Below are 17828 nucleotides of genomic sequence, written 5' to 3' on the forward strand. Positions count from 1 at the left end.
GCGCCGCCCCCGACCGCGGGGTGGCTCGCCCCCGGCCATGCCTGGGCGCATGTCCACCGTGGCCCACCGTGCGAAAGGACGCCAGCCGTGTTCAGTCGTCCTACCGAAGCCGAGCAGGCCCCGCACGATGGACCGTGGTACCAGCGGAGCGCCCACCGCTCCGCCCGCACCCGGCCCCTCGTTTCTCCTCGGGAGTACGCCCTGTGAACCATCCTCGTGTCCTTGTTCTCGACGGCGGTCTTGCCAGTACCACGTGCGCGCGTCGCCTGGGGAGTCAGCTAGCGGGGGACGACATCGTGCGCAGCGCCTTCCTCGCCCGCCATCGCTCCCCGGTACGGGCCCTGGAGCACATCGACGGCTACCTGCCGGGCTGCCACAGACCCGCGGCGACCGCAGCGGGAGGCGTCGACACGATCGCTGAACCGCCCACGGGCTGAACCAGGCAAGGAGGACCTGATGGACATGCCGACCCTCCCCCCGTCGGGCTCGATCCGCCCCAGTGCACACTGTGTGCCCGCGCCAGGAACCCACATCGCTTCCAGCCGGCCGCCCACTCTGTTGGGGCGGGCGCGCGAAGTGCAGGCTCTGTCGGAGTTGTGTGACCGGTTGGCAGCGGGCGACAGTGCGGGGCTGCTGCTGCTCGGGCAGCCCGGGATCGGCAAGTCGGCCCTGCTGCTGTCCGTGGCCGCACACGCACGGGCGAACGGTTTCGCCGTGCTGGAGACCAGCGGCGTACCGGCGGAGTCGGCGATACCGTATGCCGCCCTGCACCGGCTGCTGCAGCCGGTGCGGACGGCCGTCGGCCAGTTGCCGCCACCGGCCCGGGCGGCGCTGGAACGAGCGTGCGCCGGGGAGCGGGCGGGAGCGGATCCGGGTCCGGTCGGGCGGGCCGTCGTGGAGCTGCTCAGCCGCGCGGCTGCGGACAGGCCGGTGCTGGTGATCGTGGACGACCTGCACTGGTTGGATCCCGCCACCTACGACACACTGGTCTTCGTCGCTTCCCGCGCGGCCGTCGGGCCGGTGGGCTTGGTGGCGGCAGCCCGCGAGGCATCGCCCGCACCCGCACTGACCTGCGAGCTTCCCGCTCTGCACCTGCGCGGTCTGGGCGAGGCCGATGCGCGGGAACTACTCGGCGCCCAGGCGGAGGACCTGCGGCCATGGGAGCGCGAGGACGTTCTCGCCCAGGCAAACGGCAATCCACTGGCCCTGATCGAACTGTCGCTGGCTCAGGAGTGCGGGCGTGGTGCCCAGCCCGAGATCGGCGACCTGCCCCGGCTCACCCCGCAGCTGCTGCACGCGTTCGCCCCGCACCTGCCGCAACTCCCCGCCGATACCCGGGACGCCCTGCTCATCGCGGCGCTGCACTGCGGCGACGAACTCCCGCGCGTGCTGGCCGGGGCCTCACAACTGGCGGGCAAGCCCCTGACACGCGACGTGCTCCGGCCCGCTCTCGCACAGGGCCTCCTGTGCGTGACGGACTCCCGGGTCGCGTTCCCGCACTTGGTGACGCGAGCGGCGGTGGTTCAGGGACAGGGCACCGCTCGGCGGCTGGCCGCCCACACGGCGCTGGCCCACGTGCTGCGGGACGACGAGCGGCAGCGGGTGTGGCACCTGTCCCAGGCTGTCGTGGGCCCCGACGACGAGCTGGCCGATCAGCTCGAAGCCCGTCATACGGCCGAGGCGAGCGGCCTGCCCGCCATGACCGTGATCCGGGCGCTGCAGCGCGCCGCGCAGTTGACGACCGCATCCGGCCGGCGCGGACGGCGGCTGTTGCTGGCCGCGGAGCACGCAGTCGGCATGGGCCGCACCGACTTCGTCGAACGGCTGACAGTCGCCGCCGCGCGCACCGACCTCGAGGATGCAGACCGGACGCGTCTGCAGCGGCTGCGCGAGGTCTACGCCGACGGCGTCCCTGGCGATGCCGCACAGGTTTTGCATCTGTGCCGACTGGCCGAACGGTCGGCCCGCGCGAACGACACGGAACTGGCGTTGAACCTCGCGCTCAGTGCCGCACTGCGCTGCTGGCGGTCCGACCCCGGAGCGCGTCTTCGCGCCCGGGTGACCTCCGCCCTGTCCGCCGCGGCCGGCACTGAGAACGACCCGCGGCACATCGCGGTGCTCGCCGCGGCGGAACCCGTCCAGCAGGCCCGCACGGTGGCCGCCCACCTCGCTCGCCCGCGCCCTGGGCAGTCGGCCGACCCGGACCGGCTGCGCCTGCTTGGCCAGGCCGCGCACCACATCGGCGACTGTGTCACGGCCGTCGACCTGCTGCGGTCGTCCGCGGTCCTGCTGCGTCAGCAGAACCGCCTCGGGCTGCTGCCCCGTGTGCTGACCATGCAGGTTGCGAGCGCCGTCTGGCTGGGTGAGTGGGAGCACGCGGCGGAGACCGCGCGGCAGGCACATCTTCTGGCCGTCCGGACCAGCCAGCAGACCTGGGCCGTCGCGTCCCAGACCATGGAGGCGGTGCTGAGCGGTATGCGCGGGGATCCCGAGCAGGCTCTGGCACTGGCCGACGAGTCGGCCGAGGCGGTGTGGACGGCCGGCGAGCACCGTATGAACCACCGACTGGCCTGGATCCGAATCGCCCGCGGCGTCGCGTTCTCCGGCGCCGGCCGACACGAGGAGGCGTACCAGGAACTGCGGCGCCTGTTCGATCCGACGGACCCCGCTCACCACCTGCGTGAGTGCTTCGGCGGCATGGTGTTCCTCGCCCAGGCCGCGGTACACACCGGGCAGTACGAGGACGCCCGGGCGGTGCTGGCGGGGCTGGAGCGCACCGCGTGCCTGACCCCGGTACCGCTCCTGCACCACTCGCTCGGCTACGCCCGCGCGGTCCTGGCGCCCGACGACGAGGCCGAGGCGTACTATCAGCGCGCGCTGGCACCGGATCTGACCCGTTGGCCGCTCATCAGGGCCATGACGCACCTGGCGTACGGGAGCTGGCTGCGCCGCAGACGGCGCGCGGTGGAGTCACGCGGTCCCCTGCGCATCGCGCTGAGCACGTTCGAGGCCATGGGCGCCTGTGGCAGGGTCGCGCAGACGGCCGCCGAACTGCGCGCCTCCGGCGAGCGCGCAGGCACGGGTGCGCGGTCCGCGGGAGGACCGCTCACTCCGCAGGAACTGCAGATCGCGCGGCTCGCCGCGCAGGGCCTGACCAACCGGCAGATCGCTCAGCGGCTCTCGCTCGCGCCCCGCACCGTGGGTTCGCACCTGTACCGCATGTTCCCCAAGCTCGGCATCACCTCCCGCACCCAGCTCGCGGCCCACCCGGACCTGACGCTGCCGTAGGGCCAGTGTCGCCCCGGTCAGCACCGTGGCCCCGTACGGACACGTCCGAGGAGCCGCCAGGTGTGCGCAACCGGTCCAGTGCGGTGCACAACGAGCCGATCCGCTGCCCGTGCCGGATGGCATCGTCGGTCCCCGGGGGCACGTCCCGCTCGGCGGGCGCCTCCGGGATTCGCTGCTGAACAGGGGAAGACCATGGGCCTCATCGGGCGTGAACGGGAAATCTCGGCGATCGGCGCGCTGATCGGAGGGGTACCGCATCGCGGCGGCGCGCTGGTGATCAGAGGTGCGACGGGAAGCGGGAAGTCGGCCCTCCTGCGGGAAGCAGTGGGCTCGGCCCGGACCTCGGGCCTGCGTGTGCTGGAAGTCGGCGAAGCGACAAGATCCCGGGAAGCCGGTTATGAAGCCGGTTGTACGGAGGGGCGGTTGCCCCTGCCGCTGTCCGGCCTGCGTCGGCTGCTGGAGCCCGTGGCAGAGCCGTCCCACGAGCTGTTTGGCGAGCAACGTGCGCCGGAGCCGGCGCCGCACGCGGCCGCCGGCACGTTCTGGGATCCGTCCACCGGGGTGGCAGCGCTGCGCCTGCTGAACAGGGCGGCGGCACCGCGGCCGATCCTGGTGGCCGTCGACGACGCGCAGCGGTTGGACCGGCCCACGCAGGAGGCGCTGGCGTTCATCGCCCGTCGTTGTGACGCCGAGCCGATCGCCGTCGTCATCGCCGTGGACGAGGACCACCAGGGGGCACTGGTGTCGGCCGGCCTGCCCGAAGTGATCCTGGACCCGCTGGACGACGACGCGGCACACCACGTGCTGGCGGCGTGTGCCGCGGACCTCGGCACAGCCGCGCACGAGCGGATCGCACGGCACGCGGCCGGGAATCCACTGGCGCTGGTGGAACTCGCGGCAGCCCGGCGGCAGGCGCACCGCAGGCCGGAGAGCGCGGGGGCTCCGGCCTCCCTCCCGCTGACCGCCCGGCTGACGGCGGCCTTCGGCGCCGGACTGGCTGACCTTCCGCAATCGGTCCGCGATGCCGTGCTGGTCGCCGCCGTGTACGAGGAGGACGGGCTGCCGGAGATCCTTGCGGCGGGATCGGTGCTCGCAGGGCGCCCGGTGACCGTGGACGACCTGGAGGTGCCGGGCCTCTCGCGGCTGATCGGCTTCGACGGCGTCCGGCTCCGCTTCCGGCATCCGCTGGTGAGGTATGCGGTGCTCCATTCGGAGCCGGCCGACCGCCGGCGCGCGGCTCACGCCGCGCTGGCCGACGTGCTTCAGGAGGAACCGCGGCAGCGGTTGTGGCACCGGGCTCAGGCGGTCACCGGGACCGACGAGGAACTGGCCGACCGGTTGGAGTCCGGCTGCACCAAGTCCTTGCGCCTCGGTCCGGTCGTCGAGGCCGTGCGCGTACTGGAACGAGCCGCGGAGTTGAGTGCGGACTCCGGCGGGCGGGGCCGCCGGCTGCTGCTCGCGTGTGAGCAGGCCTTCGGTCTCGGACGTGTCGAATGGGCCGAATACCTGCTGGGCGAGACAGCCGGAACCGCGCTGTCCGATGCGGACCGCGCCCGGCGGCAGTGGCTCCGGGACACCGTCGGCGACCAGGGGACCGGCCGTCGCGATCGGGTGCTCGGGCTGTGTGACGACGCCGAGCGTGTGTACGCCGCGGGCGACCGTGATCTGGCCCTGAACCTACTGCTCGGCGCCGCGCTGCTGTGTTGGTGGTCCGAGAGCGGTCCGGCCGCCCGGGTCAGGTCCAGTGCACACGTCCTGGCAGGTACCGGAGCCGATCCCCGGCGGATCGCGGCCATCGCTCTGGCCGAGCCCGTACGCGGCGCCGCCGCCGTGACCGAGTTGCTGGCGCAGGCGCACTTCACCGACGACGGCGAAGAGCTGAGCCTGCTGGGTATGGCGGCGCACGCCGTCGGCGACCTGCCGCGAGCCGTCGATCTGTTCTGCCGGGCGGAACCACGGCTCAGGGAACAGGGCCTGCTGGGCGTCCTCTCCCAGGTGATGGCCATGCGGACCGCTGACCGGCTTCTCCTGGGCGAGTGGCGTCAGGCCACGCAGGCGGCCGAGGAAAGCCGTCGGCTCGCCGAACGCGGGGGCCGGCCCCGCTGGGCCGGCAGCGCGATGAGTACCGACGCCCTGGCCCACGCCCTTCGCGGCCAGTGGGAGGACGCCCTGCGTCTGGCCGACACGGCCGAGCTCGCGCCGCGCGCCACCGCGGCCCCGGCCCGGCTGGCTCGCGGGGTCGCCCTGACCAACGCCGGGCGACACGCCGAGGCCTACGAAGTGCTGCGGTCGCTGTTCGAGCCCGCCGGCACCGGGCACCGGCTCCGGACGAGTCTGGGCGGCCTGATGTTCTACGCCGATGCGGCGGAGCGCAGCGGTCACCTCTGCGAAGCCCGCCGGACCGTCGCCGCGCTGGAACGCACGGCCCTGACGACCACCTCACCGCTGCTGCACGTCCAAGTGCGCTACGCCCGTGCTGTCCTGGCCGACCACGCCGATGCCGAGTCCAGGTACCTCGACGCCCTGGCCACGGACCTGAGCCGCTGGCCCCTCGTGCGCGCCAAGCTCGAACTGGCCTACGGAAGCTGGCTACGACGCCGGCGCCGCGCCGCCGAAGCGCGCGTTCCCCTGAACTCCTCCCTCGTCACACTCGATCTCATCGGTGCGGCGCCCTGGGCCGAGCAGGCTCGGTCGGAGCTACGTGCCGCCGGAGAGCGAGGCGCCGCGAACGGCCCCGTCGCACCCGACGTCCTGTCGGAGCAGGACGTCGAGATCGCCCTCCTGGCAGCACGCGGCCTGTCGAACCGCGAGATCGGCGCACAGCTGCACCTGTCGCCGCGCACCATCGGCTCGCGCCTGTACCGGCTGTTTCCCAAGCTGGGTGTCAGCGCGCGAAGCCAGCTGTCCGCCACCCTGGACCTGCTGCCCGACATCGAACGCCAGGACGTCCACCAGGGGGACCGGCGGGAGACGCCCGCCGGTCACCGCATGGTGTCCGCCGGCTGACCATGGACGTCCCGAACGCGGCCCGCACGAGCGTCCGCCGGCCGCCCCTGGGCGGACACAGCCATGGTCCGGTCCGCGGCTGCCAGACGCTGCCACTCGCTGGGGGAGACACCGAATTGCCGGCGGAACCTGCGCCCGAAGTGGCTGGGGTCCGTAAAGCCCCAGGATCGCGCCACGGCGGCCAGCGTGCGGCGGCGTGTCCCAGGGGAGCCCAGCTCGTTCCGTGCGCCCTCCAGCCGCTGGGTGATGATCCACTGCTGAAGGCTGAGCCCCTGCGACTCGAAGAGCTTGTAGAGCTGGCGCAGGGAGATGTTGTGCGCTGTGGCGATCCGGGTCGGCGTCAGCGCCGGATCGGTCAGGTGATGGCGGACGTAGGCCATGACGCGGGAGGCCATCGTCTCGTGCCGGACGGCCGGGGCGTGGACGCCGTCCTGGACGGCCGACACCAGCAGTGCGCGGGTCAGGTCGATGGTGGCGGACAGCAGCGCCGACAGCCCCGGGTCGGAGGCGAGCCGGTCCGCGTCGCTCGCCACGCTCCGCAGGTGATGCAGCACCAGGTCGTGCAGCGGACTGCTCCGCAGCCGGAACATGGCGGCGTGGATGAGGTCGGTGGGTAGTCCCAGGTGCTCGTGCGGTATCAGGATCGACTGCGACGCGAACTGGCCCGACCAACCGAACTCGTATGGAGTGGTCAGGTCGGTGAGCTGCAGGTCGTCGAGGCCAATGAGATGCTGCTGACCGGCCTGCTCGATGCGGCCGGTGCCCCGTGTCTGGGCCGCCAGCGCCAGGACGGGCATATCGTACTGCCGTACGTGCCGGGGGGTGCGCACGGTCCGCCACCCAGAGATGGTGGAGGTGAAGACATTGACCCGGCCGAACTCCCAGAAGTAGAGCCGCCCGGTGAAGCCTTCCGGCGGTTCCTCCAGGTACACCCTGCTGGGTGCCGACGCCTGCACCATCGCGGCACGAAACGCCTCGCTGCGTTCGTCGACCGCGAACTCGTCCGTATCAATGATCATCACGATGACCGCTCCACGTCTCATCACACCGAAGAACCGCCGCCCCGAGCACGGCGGCAGCAGCGCGTCAACACGGCGAGCCGGTACCGGCCTGTGGGGGAGGGGGCGGCGACTTCTGCATCGTGGCGTCCCGCTCACACCGCTGCTTCAGTCATCCGACGCAATACGCGTGGGTACGAGCGGGCCGGGTGGGATAACACCTGCGGGTCGAGCCGGGCCGCAAGCTGGGACCGCGAGGTGATGCCGAGTTTCGGGAAGATCCGGTACAGGTGCGAGCCGACCGTGCGGTCGGAGAGGAAGAGCCGTTCGGCGATCTGCCGGTTGGACAGTCCGGCCGCGGCGAGCCGGGCGATCTGCAACTCCTGCGCCGAGAGGGTGTTATGGCCGGCGTCGCCGTCGCCGAGCGTGTGCTCGCCGGCCGCGCGCAGCTCCGTGCGGACCTGCTCCGCCCAGGGGGCTGCACCGACCAGGGCGAAAGAGATCCGCGCGGACCGCAGCATTTCGCGCGCCTCGCCGAGACGTCTGCGCCGACGCAGCCAGCTTCCGTAGGCGAACTCGATCCGCGCCCGATGCCATGGCCATGCCGCGGTCAGGTCCACCGCCATCGCGGCGCGGTAGAGGGGTTCCGCGTCTGCGTCGTCGGCGAGCACCGCGCGGGCGTACCGCAGGTGCACGTGGAGCAGCGGCGACGGGGTGACCTCACCGACACGTTCCATCTCGGCCAGCACCCGCCTGGCGTCGGCGATCCGGTCGGCCGGGACGGCGGCCTCGGCGAGGAAGGACAAGCCCGCGAAACGTTCCCGCTGGTGGTAGCTGGGCTCATCCGGGTCGAACACGCGCAGCAGGGCTTGGAAGGCTTCGGCGTAGCGGCCCGCGGCGGTGAGGGCGTAGCCCCGGGCAAGCTGTGCGCAGGCCCGGAAGTCGTCGAGCGTGTGCAACTCGGGTGCGCTCTCCGCCTCGGCGGCCAGGGCCAGCGCCCGGGCGGTCTCGCCCCGCAGGGCCAGGCCTCTGGCCTCGTTCACCAGTTGACCGGTCCCCCAGACCGGCTGACCCGTCTCCTCGGCGATCAGCCGACCCTCCTCCGCTCCCGCGGCGGCACGCTCCCAGTAGCCCAGATCGAGCCGTACCGGAGCCAGCATCCCCAGCACGTGCGGCAGCAGTCCCAGCCGGGCTTGTTCGCGCAGTCGCGCCTCGGACCGTTCAAGGAGGTCCAGCGCCCGAGGCTGGTCCCCGACGGCGTGCGCAGCCATGCCCAGCAGCCGCAGGGCATCCGCCTCGGTCACTCGGCGACTGTCCATCCGCGACAGCGACTCGATGACGGCGCGGCCGCGCGCGACGGGCTCCGCGACGCCCAGCACGGCCACGTACCGTGGGTCGTCCCGTACCCCGTCCAGCTCTTCGGCGACCCGCACCACCTCGGCCCGGGCGGCCGCCCCCGCGTCGGCCCACCAGCAGCGCAGTGCGGCTCCCAGCAGCAGGTTCAGCGCCAGGTCCGGGTCGCGGGCGCCGGCCGCCCGCCGCGCCATCCGGCACATCTCGAAGACGCGCTCGGCGTCTCCGGGGACCCCGTCGCTGAAGATCTCCCGCAACCATGTGCTGCGTGCCCGGTTCAGCTCGGACAGGTCGTCGCGGCACGCCTCGTTCACCAGCCGGTCGACCATGGCGGCCCGGCCCAGGCCGAACGCGTGCTCAGCGGCGAGCAGGAGCCGTGTGCTGCGCAGCTCTGGATCGCTGGTGAGCTGCGCGGCCCGTTCGAGCGCCTGGATCGCGGCTGCCACCGAGCCGCGCCGCAGGGCCTGTTCATGGCCGGCATGCAGTTCGGCCGCGACCTCGTCGTCCGGGCCGGTGATCGACTGCGCGCGGTGCCAGAGGCTGCGGTACGGCTCGTCCTCCAGCACCGAGGCGAGCGCGGCGTGCGCCGCCCGGATCCTGGCGGCGGACTCCGACTGCAGCACCCCGGAGCGTACGAGCGGGTGCCGGAATTCCACCTGGCCCAAGTCGACCCGCAGCAGCCCGGCGGTGACAGCGGACGCGAACGGCTCGGGGCCGCGGAAGCCCTCGCCCGGCAGGGGCCCAGCCGGGTGGTGGCCGCCCAGCGCCGACGCCGCGGCGAGGATCTCCGCGGCGTCGTCCGTCGAGTCGACCGCGGCGACGAGAAGGAAGTCCCGGGCAGCCGGTGGCAGCTCGAACGCGCGCCCGACGAAGGTGTCCTCCAAACGTTTGGTGAGGGGCAGAGCAGGCAGATCGGCGGCTCTCGCACCCGCCCCGCGGGCCCGGAAGGCGATGGGGAGTTCCACCAGGGCCAGCGGATTCCCGCGGGCGGCGCGCAGGATCCGCTCACGGTCCGCGACATAGAGGTCGGCGGCCGTCACCGCCAGCAGCTCGCGGGCCGACTCGGTGTCCAGTCCTCCCAGCTCACGCACCGGCAGCCCGGCGGTCAGAAAGGCCCCGTCGTAACCCTGTCGTACGGCGGTCACCATGACGAGCGGGTCGCTGCCGACCCGGCGCGCGACGAAGGCGAGCGCGTCGTGAGTGGACTGGTCGAGCCACTGGGCGTCGTCCACCACGACGAGCAGCGGCTGTCGGGCGGCCACCTCGGACAACAGGTTCAGCGTCGCGAGAGCGATCATGAAGGGGTCGGGCGCCGGCCCCTCCAGCGCGCCGAAGGCGGACAGCAGCGCGTTGCGCTGGACCGAGGGCAGAGCGGGCACCGTGTCGAGCACCGGACGCAGCAGGTGGTGCAGGCCGGCGAAGGGCAGCCGCACCTCGGACAGCACTCCCGCGGTCCGCAGGACGCGCACCCCGCGGGCCCGGCCCCTGCGCTCGGCCGCGGCCAGCAACGTGGACTTGCCGATGCCTGCGGCTCCGACGACGGCAGCAGCCCCACCCTGCTCGGGAAGCCGGTCGACAAGGTCGTTCAGCCGAGAAATCTCGTCCGCGCGGCCGATCAGCGGCACACTGCCACCGTCTGCCCCGGTCCCCGTTGCCCTCGGCATCCGGATCAGTCCCCCTTTTCGATCACCCCCCGCGGGTACACGGTAGCGCGGTGCTGTGCGGAGGCCTGCTCGGCCCACGCCCGTGCACCGATATCCTTCAGCGCCCGGGACGCGGAGTGGAGCATGCCGCGAGCTGTGGGACGTCCCCGACGCCGCAGCCACATTCCGTAAGCTAGTTTGATTCTTGCTCGTGGCCACGGCCAACGGACGAGGTTTTCGTTCAAGGCAGCCAGAAAGAGCGCTTCGGCGTCCCTGTCCTCGGCGAGCACGGCCCTGGCGTAGAGTAGGTGGACCCGCAGGACGGGCGACGGGGTCGCCCGCAGGACCTGCTCCAGGTCCTGCACCACCCCGCGAGCGTCCTCGCGCCGGTCCGTGCGGAGTGCCGCCTCGGCGAGGAACATCACCCCGGAGAACCGCTCTCGGTGATGGAAGCCCGGGTCGGCCGGGTCGAACATGCGCCTGAGTTCCTGGTAGGCGAGGTCGCTGCGTCCCTCGCTCAGCCATGCCAGTCCTCGCGCGAGGCGGGCGCAGGAGAGGAGGTCGTTGAGCTGCCGGCGACCCGCCTCGGATTCCGCCTCCTCGGCGAGCTGCAGCGCCCGTCGCGTCTCCCCTCGTAGCGCGTGCGCCCGGGCGTCACAGACCAGCGTGCCGATCCGCCAGATGGACTGGCCGGTCTCCTCGGCGAGCCGCAGCCCTTCCTCCGCGGCGTCGGCGGCGCGGCGCCAGTCGCCCAGTTCCAGCCGGACGTTCGCCAGCACGCTGAGCACGTGCGACAGCAGGCCAAGCCGCCCCTGTTGGCGTATCAGCACCTCCGCCGGGTCGAGGAGGTCCGCGGCGCGAACCGGATCACCGACGGCGTACGCTGCCATGCCCAGCCGCCGCAACGCGTCCGCGTCGCCCTCCGGGGCAGGCCGTGCCAGCAGCTTCCGGACGGCGCCGGCCTGCAGCAGCGGCTCCGCGATACCGAGCACGGTCGGGTATCGCGCGTCGTCGGTCGGCGCGAGCCCGCGAGCGACTTCCACCACGCGGGCGCGGGCGACCGCGCCCGCATCGCCCCACCAACAGCGCAGGGCCGCTCCCACTAGCAGGTTCAGCGCGAGGTCGCGCTCGCCGGCCTCGACGGCCCGGCGCGCGTTGTCACACAGCTCCAGGACCCGGGCGGTGTCGCCGGGTACGTACTCGAGGATCTCGCGCAGCCACTCCCGCCGGACCCGGTCGAGGGCGGACAGTTCGGTACGGGAGGTGGCCTGGATGAAGTGGTCGACCATATCGGACCGGCCAAGGTGGGAGGCGTGCTCCGCGGCCAGCAGATAGCGGTGGCCGCGCCGTGCCGAGTCGCGGGTGAGCTGCGCCGACCGCTCCAGGGCGCGGATCGCATCGATCACGGCACCGCGTTCCAGCGCCACGGCCACGTTGAACTGCAAGGCGTCGGCGGCCTCGTCGTCGCGCCCGGCGATCGACATGGCGCGGTGCCAGGTACTGCGGTACGCCTCGTCGGCCAGAACGGCCGCGAGTGCCGCGTGGGCGGTCCGGTGCCGTCCGCTCGTCTCGCTGCTCAGCACGCCGGACCTGACCAGAGGATGACGGAACCGGACTCGCCCCTCGTCGACGCCCACCAGCCCCACCGCACATGCCTCTGCCAGGTCGGCCGCACCGAGCCGCCGTCCAGCCATTACGGAAGCGGCCTCGAAGATCTCCCGCGAAGTGTCGGCCGAGTCGACCGCGGCCACGAGTAGGGCGCTGCGGGCCGGGGCGGACAGTTCGGTGATGCGTGCGGCGAACGCCTGCTCCAGCCGGTGGGTCAGATCAGGTGGACGCAGACCGGCGGTCGGCGCGGCCGGTCCCCGCCACAGCCGCGGCAGTTCCAGCAGGGCCAGCGGATTGCCCCTGGCCTCTGCCAGGATCTGCCGCCGGGCCGCACTGCCGAGGTCGCTCGCGTGGCTCTGCAGCAGGTCACGCGCGGCCGCATCCTCGATGCCGCCCATCTCCAGTGCGGGGAAGCCGGCCGCCAGGAAGGGGCCGGAGTATCCGGTGCGCAGCGCGCCCACGATGACGAGCGCATGGCCATCGGCGTCCCGGGCCGGGCGCCGGGCCGGCCCCCGTGCCGCGTGCCGGGCCGCGTACGTCAGCGCCTGGTGCGTCTGCGGGTCCAGCCAGTGCAGATCATCGGCGAGTACCAGCACCGGCTGGTCACCCGCCGCCGCGCGCAGGAGGCTCAGCGTCGCCTGCGCGATCAGATGCGTCCCGGGCCGGGGACCCTCGCCGAGACCGAACGCGGTGAGTAGCGCGTCGCGTTCGGCGCTGCGCAGGTCCGCCAGCCGGTCCAGAACCGGCCTCAGCAGCAAGTGCAGTGCGGCAAGCGGCAGTTGGGCCTCCGACTCCACGCCGGCCACGGTAAGCACCAGGATCCCGGCGTCACGTGCCCGGCGTTCGGCGACGACCAGCAGCGCCGACTTCCCGATGCCGGGTTCACCCACCACCACGAAGGCACCGCCGCGGTCGCCGCCCCGGCCCACCAAGGCGGCCAGCAGCTGAAGCTCCGAGCTCCTGCCCACCAGGTCGGGCGGGTCCGGCAGTCCCCAGGCCGGTTCCGGTGTCACCGCCATGTGTATGCCCCTGCCGACCGGCTCCGCCGCTGATGCACTCGACGGTAGGGGCCGCCGCACGGCAGGGCTTGAGTCATCCGACTGTGCGCGAGGCGCTGCGGCGCTCCTGCTCCGACATGCCGCCCCAGACGCCGAAGCCCTCCTGGTTGGCGAGCGCGAACCGGGCGCAGACGCGCCGCACGCGACAGCCTTCGCACACCGAACGGGCTCGGTCCTCACGGCGTCTGCGCTCGGCGCCGCGCTCCCCTGTGGGAGAGAAGAAGACATCGCTGTCCATGCCGCGGCATGCGGCGAGCCTCTGCCATTCCCATGCCTCGGCGGGAGCGGCGGGCCGGAGTTTGGTCATGGTCACTCCTTCGCGGTTCGCCGTGCGGATGATCCGACGTCACGACGGTACGAAGGCCTGCGCGGCCATGCCTAGAGTCGCTTGACTGCGCCCTCGTCCCGCTCGGCGGCGGCGAGCACTGACAGCAGTTGCGTGCGCGAGGTGACGCCGAGTTTGGGAAAGATGCGGTACAGGTGCGAGCCGACCGTGCGGTGCGACACATAGAGGCGCTGGCCGATCTCCCGGTTGCTGAGCCCTTGCGCCACCAGGCGGGCGATCTGACGCTCCTGCGGCGAGAGCAGGTCCCAGCCACCGGGCACCGGCGCCTGGCTGGCTTCGCCCGCGGCCTGCAGCTCCTGCCGGGCCCGCGCCGCCCAGGGCGCGACGCCGAGCGAGTCCAGCGCGGTCGCCGCGGCGCGCAGGGGCACCCTGGACTCCACCGACCGGCGCTGCCGCCGCAACCACCCGCCCTGCGCGAGCTGCAACCGGGCACGGTGGTAGGGCCAGCGGGCCGTGCTCGACGCCAGAGCCGCCTTGAACAGCTCTTCCGCCCTGTCCTCCGTGGCCAGGACCGCACGGGCATAACACATGCCCAGCTCGATGCCAGGCGACCCAGTCGCAGCGGCCTGCCTCTCGAGGCGGGCGAGCAGCGCCCTGCCCTCGTCGTGCCGTCCGCAGTGCACGGCGGCCTCGGCGAGGTAGCCGATTGCCCAGAACTGCTGCACCGAGTGGAAGGCGGGATCGCCAGGGTGGAACATCCGCGACAGATGCGCGTAGGCCGCCTCGTACTGCTCACCGGCCAGAGCGATCAGCCCCCGGGCCAGGAGTACGCCGTTGAGCAGTGCTCCGTTGTTCGTCGTGAAGGCGGACCGGGCCGCGCGGTCCACGAAGCGTTCGGCCGCGGCGATGTCGCCGCGGAGGGCTGCCATGTTCGCCTCACCTAGCTGTGCGCAGGCGGCCCAGACCGGCTGGGCCGTCTCCTCCGCAAGCCGGTCGGCCTCCGCCGCCGCCTGCCGCGCGGTGTCGAGGTCGCCGAGGTACGAGGAGCTGAACGACAGCAGGACCAGGGCCTGGGCCAGCAGCCCGAGCCGGCCCTGCTCACGCAGCACCTCCGCGATGGGCGTGATCAGCGCGGCCGTCCGCTCGAAGTCGCCGACGACGAACGCGGCCATGCCCACCATGCCCGCCGCCGCCGGATCGGGGTCCCGCGCCGGGTCCCAGCGGGCGAGGTGGCCGATGACCTCGGCTCCGCGCTCGACCGCGGCGGCGATTCCGACGATGGCGATCATGCGGGCGTCACCAGGGTCGGCGCCCACCCGCTCGGCGGCCCGGACGACCGCCGTACGCATTTCCTGGGTCGGCTCGCCCCACCAGCAGCGGCGGGCCGCTCCGACCAGGAGCTGCAGCGCCACGTCCCGGTGCCCCTGAGACCTGCTGCGGTCGGCCAGATCGATCAGCTCGCGCATACCGGCGGTGTCGCCCGGTTTCCCGTCGTCGAAGGCGCCGCGCAGCCATGCCGCGCGAGAGCGGTCGCTGAGGTCGAGCGGCAGCGCCTCAGCTTCGATCCGCAGTGACCGGGCGAGTTCGTGATCCCCCAGCTCGTATGCGTCCTGGGCCGCCTGCAGCAGCCGCCTTCCGCGGCGTCTGCGGTCCGGGGTGAGGCGGGCCGCCCGCTGCTGCGCGGCAACAGCCACGATCATGGCTCCGCGCTGACGGGCGCGGACGGCCGCCCGCTCCAGTTCCACCGCGGCCTGCTCGTCCGGGACGGCGGAGGCGGAGGCGCGGTGCCAGGCCCTGCGGTCCGGCTGGTCGGCCAGCAGCGAGGCGAGAGCCGCATGCCCGTGCCGTATCTCGCCGCTGCTCGCGTTGTGGTAGACGGCCGATCTCACCAGCGGATGGCGGAATCGCACCACGGCGTCCCAGCCCGGTTCGAGCAGGCCGGCGGCGACCGCGGGCTCCAGAGCCGTGGCCGGGACGGGAATGCCCCGCAGGGCCGTGGCGACGCCCAGGATCTCGTCGAGGTCGTCGAGGTCGTCGATCGCCGCGGCCAGCAGAACGGCCCGGGTCTCGGCCGGAAGGCCTGCCATGCGGCTGGCGAAGGCCCGTTCCAGCCGAGAGGTCAGCGGGAGCACGCCGGCGGGCAGTGCGGCTTCGGTGGGCAGCGCCTGCCGCAGGGCGATGGGCAGCTCGGTCAGAGCGAGTGGGTTGCCGGCCGCCTCCTCGATGACCTGCCGCCGGTCGGCGGCCGACAGCCCCGGCGCGCCGGCTGCCAGCAGTTCGGCCGCCGCCTCGTCGTCGAGGCCGGACAGCGGCAGTTCGTCGAGCCCGGCGCGCAACAGGGGGTTGTCCGACGGATCCCGCAACGCCACCAGCATGACGATCGGCTCGGACTCCAGGCGGCGGCCGACGAATGCCAGGACGTCGCTGCTCGGCCGGTCGAGCCACTGCACGTCCTCGGCCAGCACCAGCAACGGGGTCTCGGCAGCGGATTCGGCGAGGAGCTCGAGGGCGGCGAGTGCCACCAGGAAGAGGTCGGACACGGCGGATTCCGCCATCCCGAACGCCGTCAGCAGAGCGAGGCGCTGCGGAGCGGGCAGCTCCTGGGCCCGGTCCAGGACGGGCAGGAGCAGCTGGTGCAGCCCGGCGAACGGCAGATGAGCCTCGGACTGGACACCCGCCGCACTCAGTACCCGTATGCCGTCCGCTTCCGCGCGAGCCCGTGCGGCGTTGAGCAGAAATGATTTTCCGATGCCGGGCTCCCCGCGCACGACCAGCGCGCCGCCGCGCTCCCGAACCCCGTCCAGCAGCTCACGCATCGTGCGCAGTTCCGCGTCGCGCCCGTACACCGCGGGACCACTCGTCATACGGCGATCATCTCAGACGGGGCGCGGCCTCCAGGACCGAAGGCGACGGCCGTCCGCCCCTCGGACACCGGGCCGCCCGTGGTGCGTCACCCGGCACGGCGCAGACCGCACCGGGTCAGCACGCGCGAGGTCCGCGAACTCCAGGGGCGATCGCCACCCCGCCGGAAGGGCATTCGCGGAGTCAGGTCAGCGTTAACTGCCCGCAGTCCGGGATCCGCGGTGCCGACGGGGCGAGCGGTGAGACGGTGAAAGCGGGCCCCGGCCGGCAGCGGCCGTGCCGTGGCCCCGTCCTGGGCACCGACGCCAGGCGAGCTGTCCACCACACGGCTTGAGCGATGCGGCTCCGGTATTCCCCCGTCCTGCGGCCGCCCCACGATTGGATCGCGTCCCGCGAAGTGGCGTAGCCGGTTGAGATCCGGGGGTGCGACTCCCGACGGGTCAGTCATGTGACTCAAGACACCGTTGAACGGTGGCGACCACGCTGACACGTACCGCAGCGACGGTCTGCGCGCACGACACAGGGAGCGAGCATGCCCGGAGCACAAAAACCCGTCCTCTTCATTCACGGCCTCTGGCTGCACACCACCTCATGGGGCCCATGGCTGGATCTGTTCCGCGAGGCCGGCTACGAGCCCTCCGCGCCCGGCTGGCCGGGCGTGCCGGACACCGTCCAACTGGCCCGGGCGAACCCGGACAGCATCGCCGACCACGGCATCGACCAGGTGGCGGAGCACTACGCGGCGATCATCGACCGGCTTCCGACCAAGCCGGTACTCATCGGCCACTCCTTCGGCGGCATGATCGCGCAACGGCTCCTCGGCGAGGGCCTCGCCGACGCGGCGGTCGCCATCGACGCCGCTCAGATCAAGGGCGTCCTGCCGCTTCCGCTCTCCTCACTGCGGTCGACACTCCCGGTTTTCGAGAACCCTGCCAACCGGCACCGGGCGGTCTCCCTGACAGCTGAGCAGTTCCGGTACGCCTTCGGCAACGCCGTGAGCACCGAGGAGTCCGACGAACTCTTCGAGCGCTGGGCGATCCCAGCCCCCGGCCGGCCGCTCTTCGAAGCGGCGGCGGCGAATTTCTCGCCCCACTCCCCGGCGAAGGTCGACACCGCCAACGACGAGCGCGGCCCGCTCCTGCTCGTCATGGGAGGCAAGGACCACACGGTGCCCGAGGCCATCACCAAGGCCACCTTGAAGCAGTACCGGCACTCCGCGGCACGCACCGAGTTGATCGAGTTCGCCGACCGCGGGCACTCGCTGGTCATCGACTCCGGCTGGCACGAGGTGGCCGATGTCTGCCTCCGCTGGCTGGCCGAACGGGGCCTTCAGGAAGGGTGACGCCGGGGCCCGGCAGGAGCGGCACGTTCCCGGGCCCGGCGGCTGTCCGACACACCGAACCGCGTCCCAAGGCACGGTGACCAGCCTGCCCGCCGACAACGAACCAAGGATGTGGTGTCTTTGCACGACACCAAGGAGACCGCCGTTGAGACACCGGACGGGGCGCCGAGCGCCCTGGCCGTCGTCAGCTGTGCGTATGAAGCGATCGAAGACGGAGACCCGGTCCGCCGTGGCTCCGGTGCACCCGGACCTCGTCATCAAGCAGCTGGCGGGCTTTCGGGCCTTCTCCCGGACGCTCGTCCGGCCATATCGAGAGCGCGGTAACGACCAAGTTGCTCTACGCGTTGGAGGACCGGGCGATCCGCGCGAAGTCCTGTGTGGCAT

Annotated in this window: 9 protein-coding genes; 4 read left to right on the plus strand and 5 right to left on the minus strand. The window is 72.6% G+C overall.

The genetic code is table 11. The features are described from left to right. Positions 1–296 precede the first annotated feature (296 nt). The 3 genes from OG747_RS34330 (at position 297) to OG747_RS34340 (ending at position 6294) form a co-directional block, all read left to right on the plus strand. On the plus strand, positions 297–437 hold the full coding sequence (locus OG747_RS34330) for a hypothetical protein (protein WP_405883241.1): 141 nt from the start codon (positions 297–299) through the stop codon (positions 435–437). Between the two features lie 19 nt (positions 438–456). Continuing rightward, positions 457–3288, plus strand: a complete 2832-nt coding sequence (locus OG747_RS34335) for an AAA family ATPase (protein WP_405883242.1) — start codon at positions 457–459, stop codon at positions 3286–3288. A gap of 192 nt (positions 3289–3480) precedes the next feature. Beyond that, positions 3481–6294 (plus strand): AAA family ATPase, encoded by a 2814-nt coding sequence (locus OG747_RS34340; protein WP_405883243.1) that lies wholly within the window; start codon positions 3481–3483, stop codon positions 6292–6294. Here OG747_RS34340 and OG747_RS34345 read toward each other — a convergent pair. The 5 genes from OG747_RS34345 to OG747_RS34365 form a co-directional block, all read right to left on the minus strand. Then, entirely contained in the window at positions 6270–7313 is a 1044-nt protein-coding gene (locus OG747_RS34345; RefSeq protein WP_405885835.1) for a helix-turn-helix domain-containing protein, read from the minus strand. The genes OG747_RS34340 and OG747_RS34345 overlap by 25 nt on opposite strands. 134 nt (positions 7314–7447) lie before the next feature. Continuing rightward, positions 7448–10270, minus strand: a complete 2823-nt coding sequence (locus tag OG747_RS34350; RefSeq protein WP_405883244.1) for an AAA family ATPase — start codon at positions 10268–10270, stop codon at positions 7448–7450. 44 nt (positions 10271–10314) lie between these two features. Next, positions 10315–12915: an AAA family ATPase gene (locus tag OG747_RS34355; protein WP_405883245.1), complete on the minus strand. Its 2601-nt coding sequence runs from the start codon at positions 12913–12915 to the stop codon at positions 10315–10317. Between the two features lie 73 nt (positions 12916–12988). Beyond that, on the minus strand, positions 12989–13261 hold the full coding sequence (locus OG747_RS34360) for a WhiB family transcriptional regulator (protein ID WP_405883246.1): 273 nt from the start codon (positions 13259–13261) through the stop codon (positions 12989–12991). Positions 13262–13332: 71 nt separating this feature from the next. Continuing rightward, entirely contained in the window at positions 13333–16104 is a 2772-nt protein-coding gene (locus OG747_RS34365) for an AAA family ATPase (protein WP_405883247.1), read from the minus strand. Between the two features lie 530 nt (positions 16105–16634). Here OG747_RS34365 and OG747_RS34370 point away from each other — a divergent pair. Continuing rightward, positions 16635–17444, plus strand: coding sequence for an alpha/beta hydrolase (locus OG747_RS34370; protein ID WP_405883248.1), 810 nt, complete (start codon positions 16635–16637; stop codon positions 17442–17444). Positions 17445–17828 lie beyond the last annotated feature (384 nt).

The sequence above is a fragment of the Streptomyces sp. NBC_01384 genome (genome assembly GCF_045040035.1).
Classification (GTDB): domain Bacteria; phylum Actinomycetota; class Actinomycetes; order Streptomycetales; family Streptomycetaceae; genus Streptomyces.

Coding starts and splice junctions, on each gene's coding strand:
- OG747_RS34335 (WP_405883242.1), top strand. CDS start 457: ATGGACATGCCGACCCTCCCCCCGTCGGGCTCGATCCGCCCCAGTGCA.
- OG747_RS34340 (WP_405883243.1), top strand. CDS start 3,481: ATGGGCCTCATCGGGCGTGAACGGGAAATCTCGGCGATCGGCGCGCTG.
- OG747_RS34345 (WP_405885835.1), bottom strand. CDS start 7,313: ATGATCATTGATACGGACGAGTTCGCGGTCGACGAACGCAGCGAGGCG.
- OG747_RS34355 (WP_405883245.1), bottom strand. CDS start 12,915: ATGGCGGTGACACCGGAACCGGCCTGGGGACTGCCGGACCCGCCCGAC.
- OG747_RS34360 (WP_405883246.1), bottom strand. CDS start 13,261: ATGACCAAACTCCGGCCCGCCGCTCCCGCCGAGGCATGGGAATGGCAG.
- OG747_RS34365 (WP_405883247.1), bottom strand. CDS start 16,104: ATGACGAGTGGTCCCGCGGTGTACGGGCGCGACGCGGAACTGCGCACG.
- OG747_RS34370 (WP_405883248.1), top strand. CDS start 16,635: ATGCCCGGAGCACAAAAACCCGTCCTCTTCATTCACGGCCTCTGGCTG.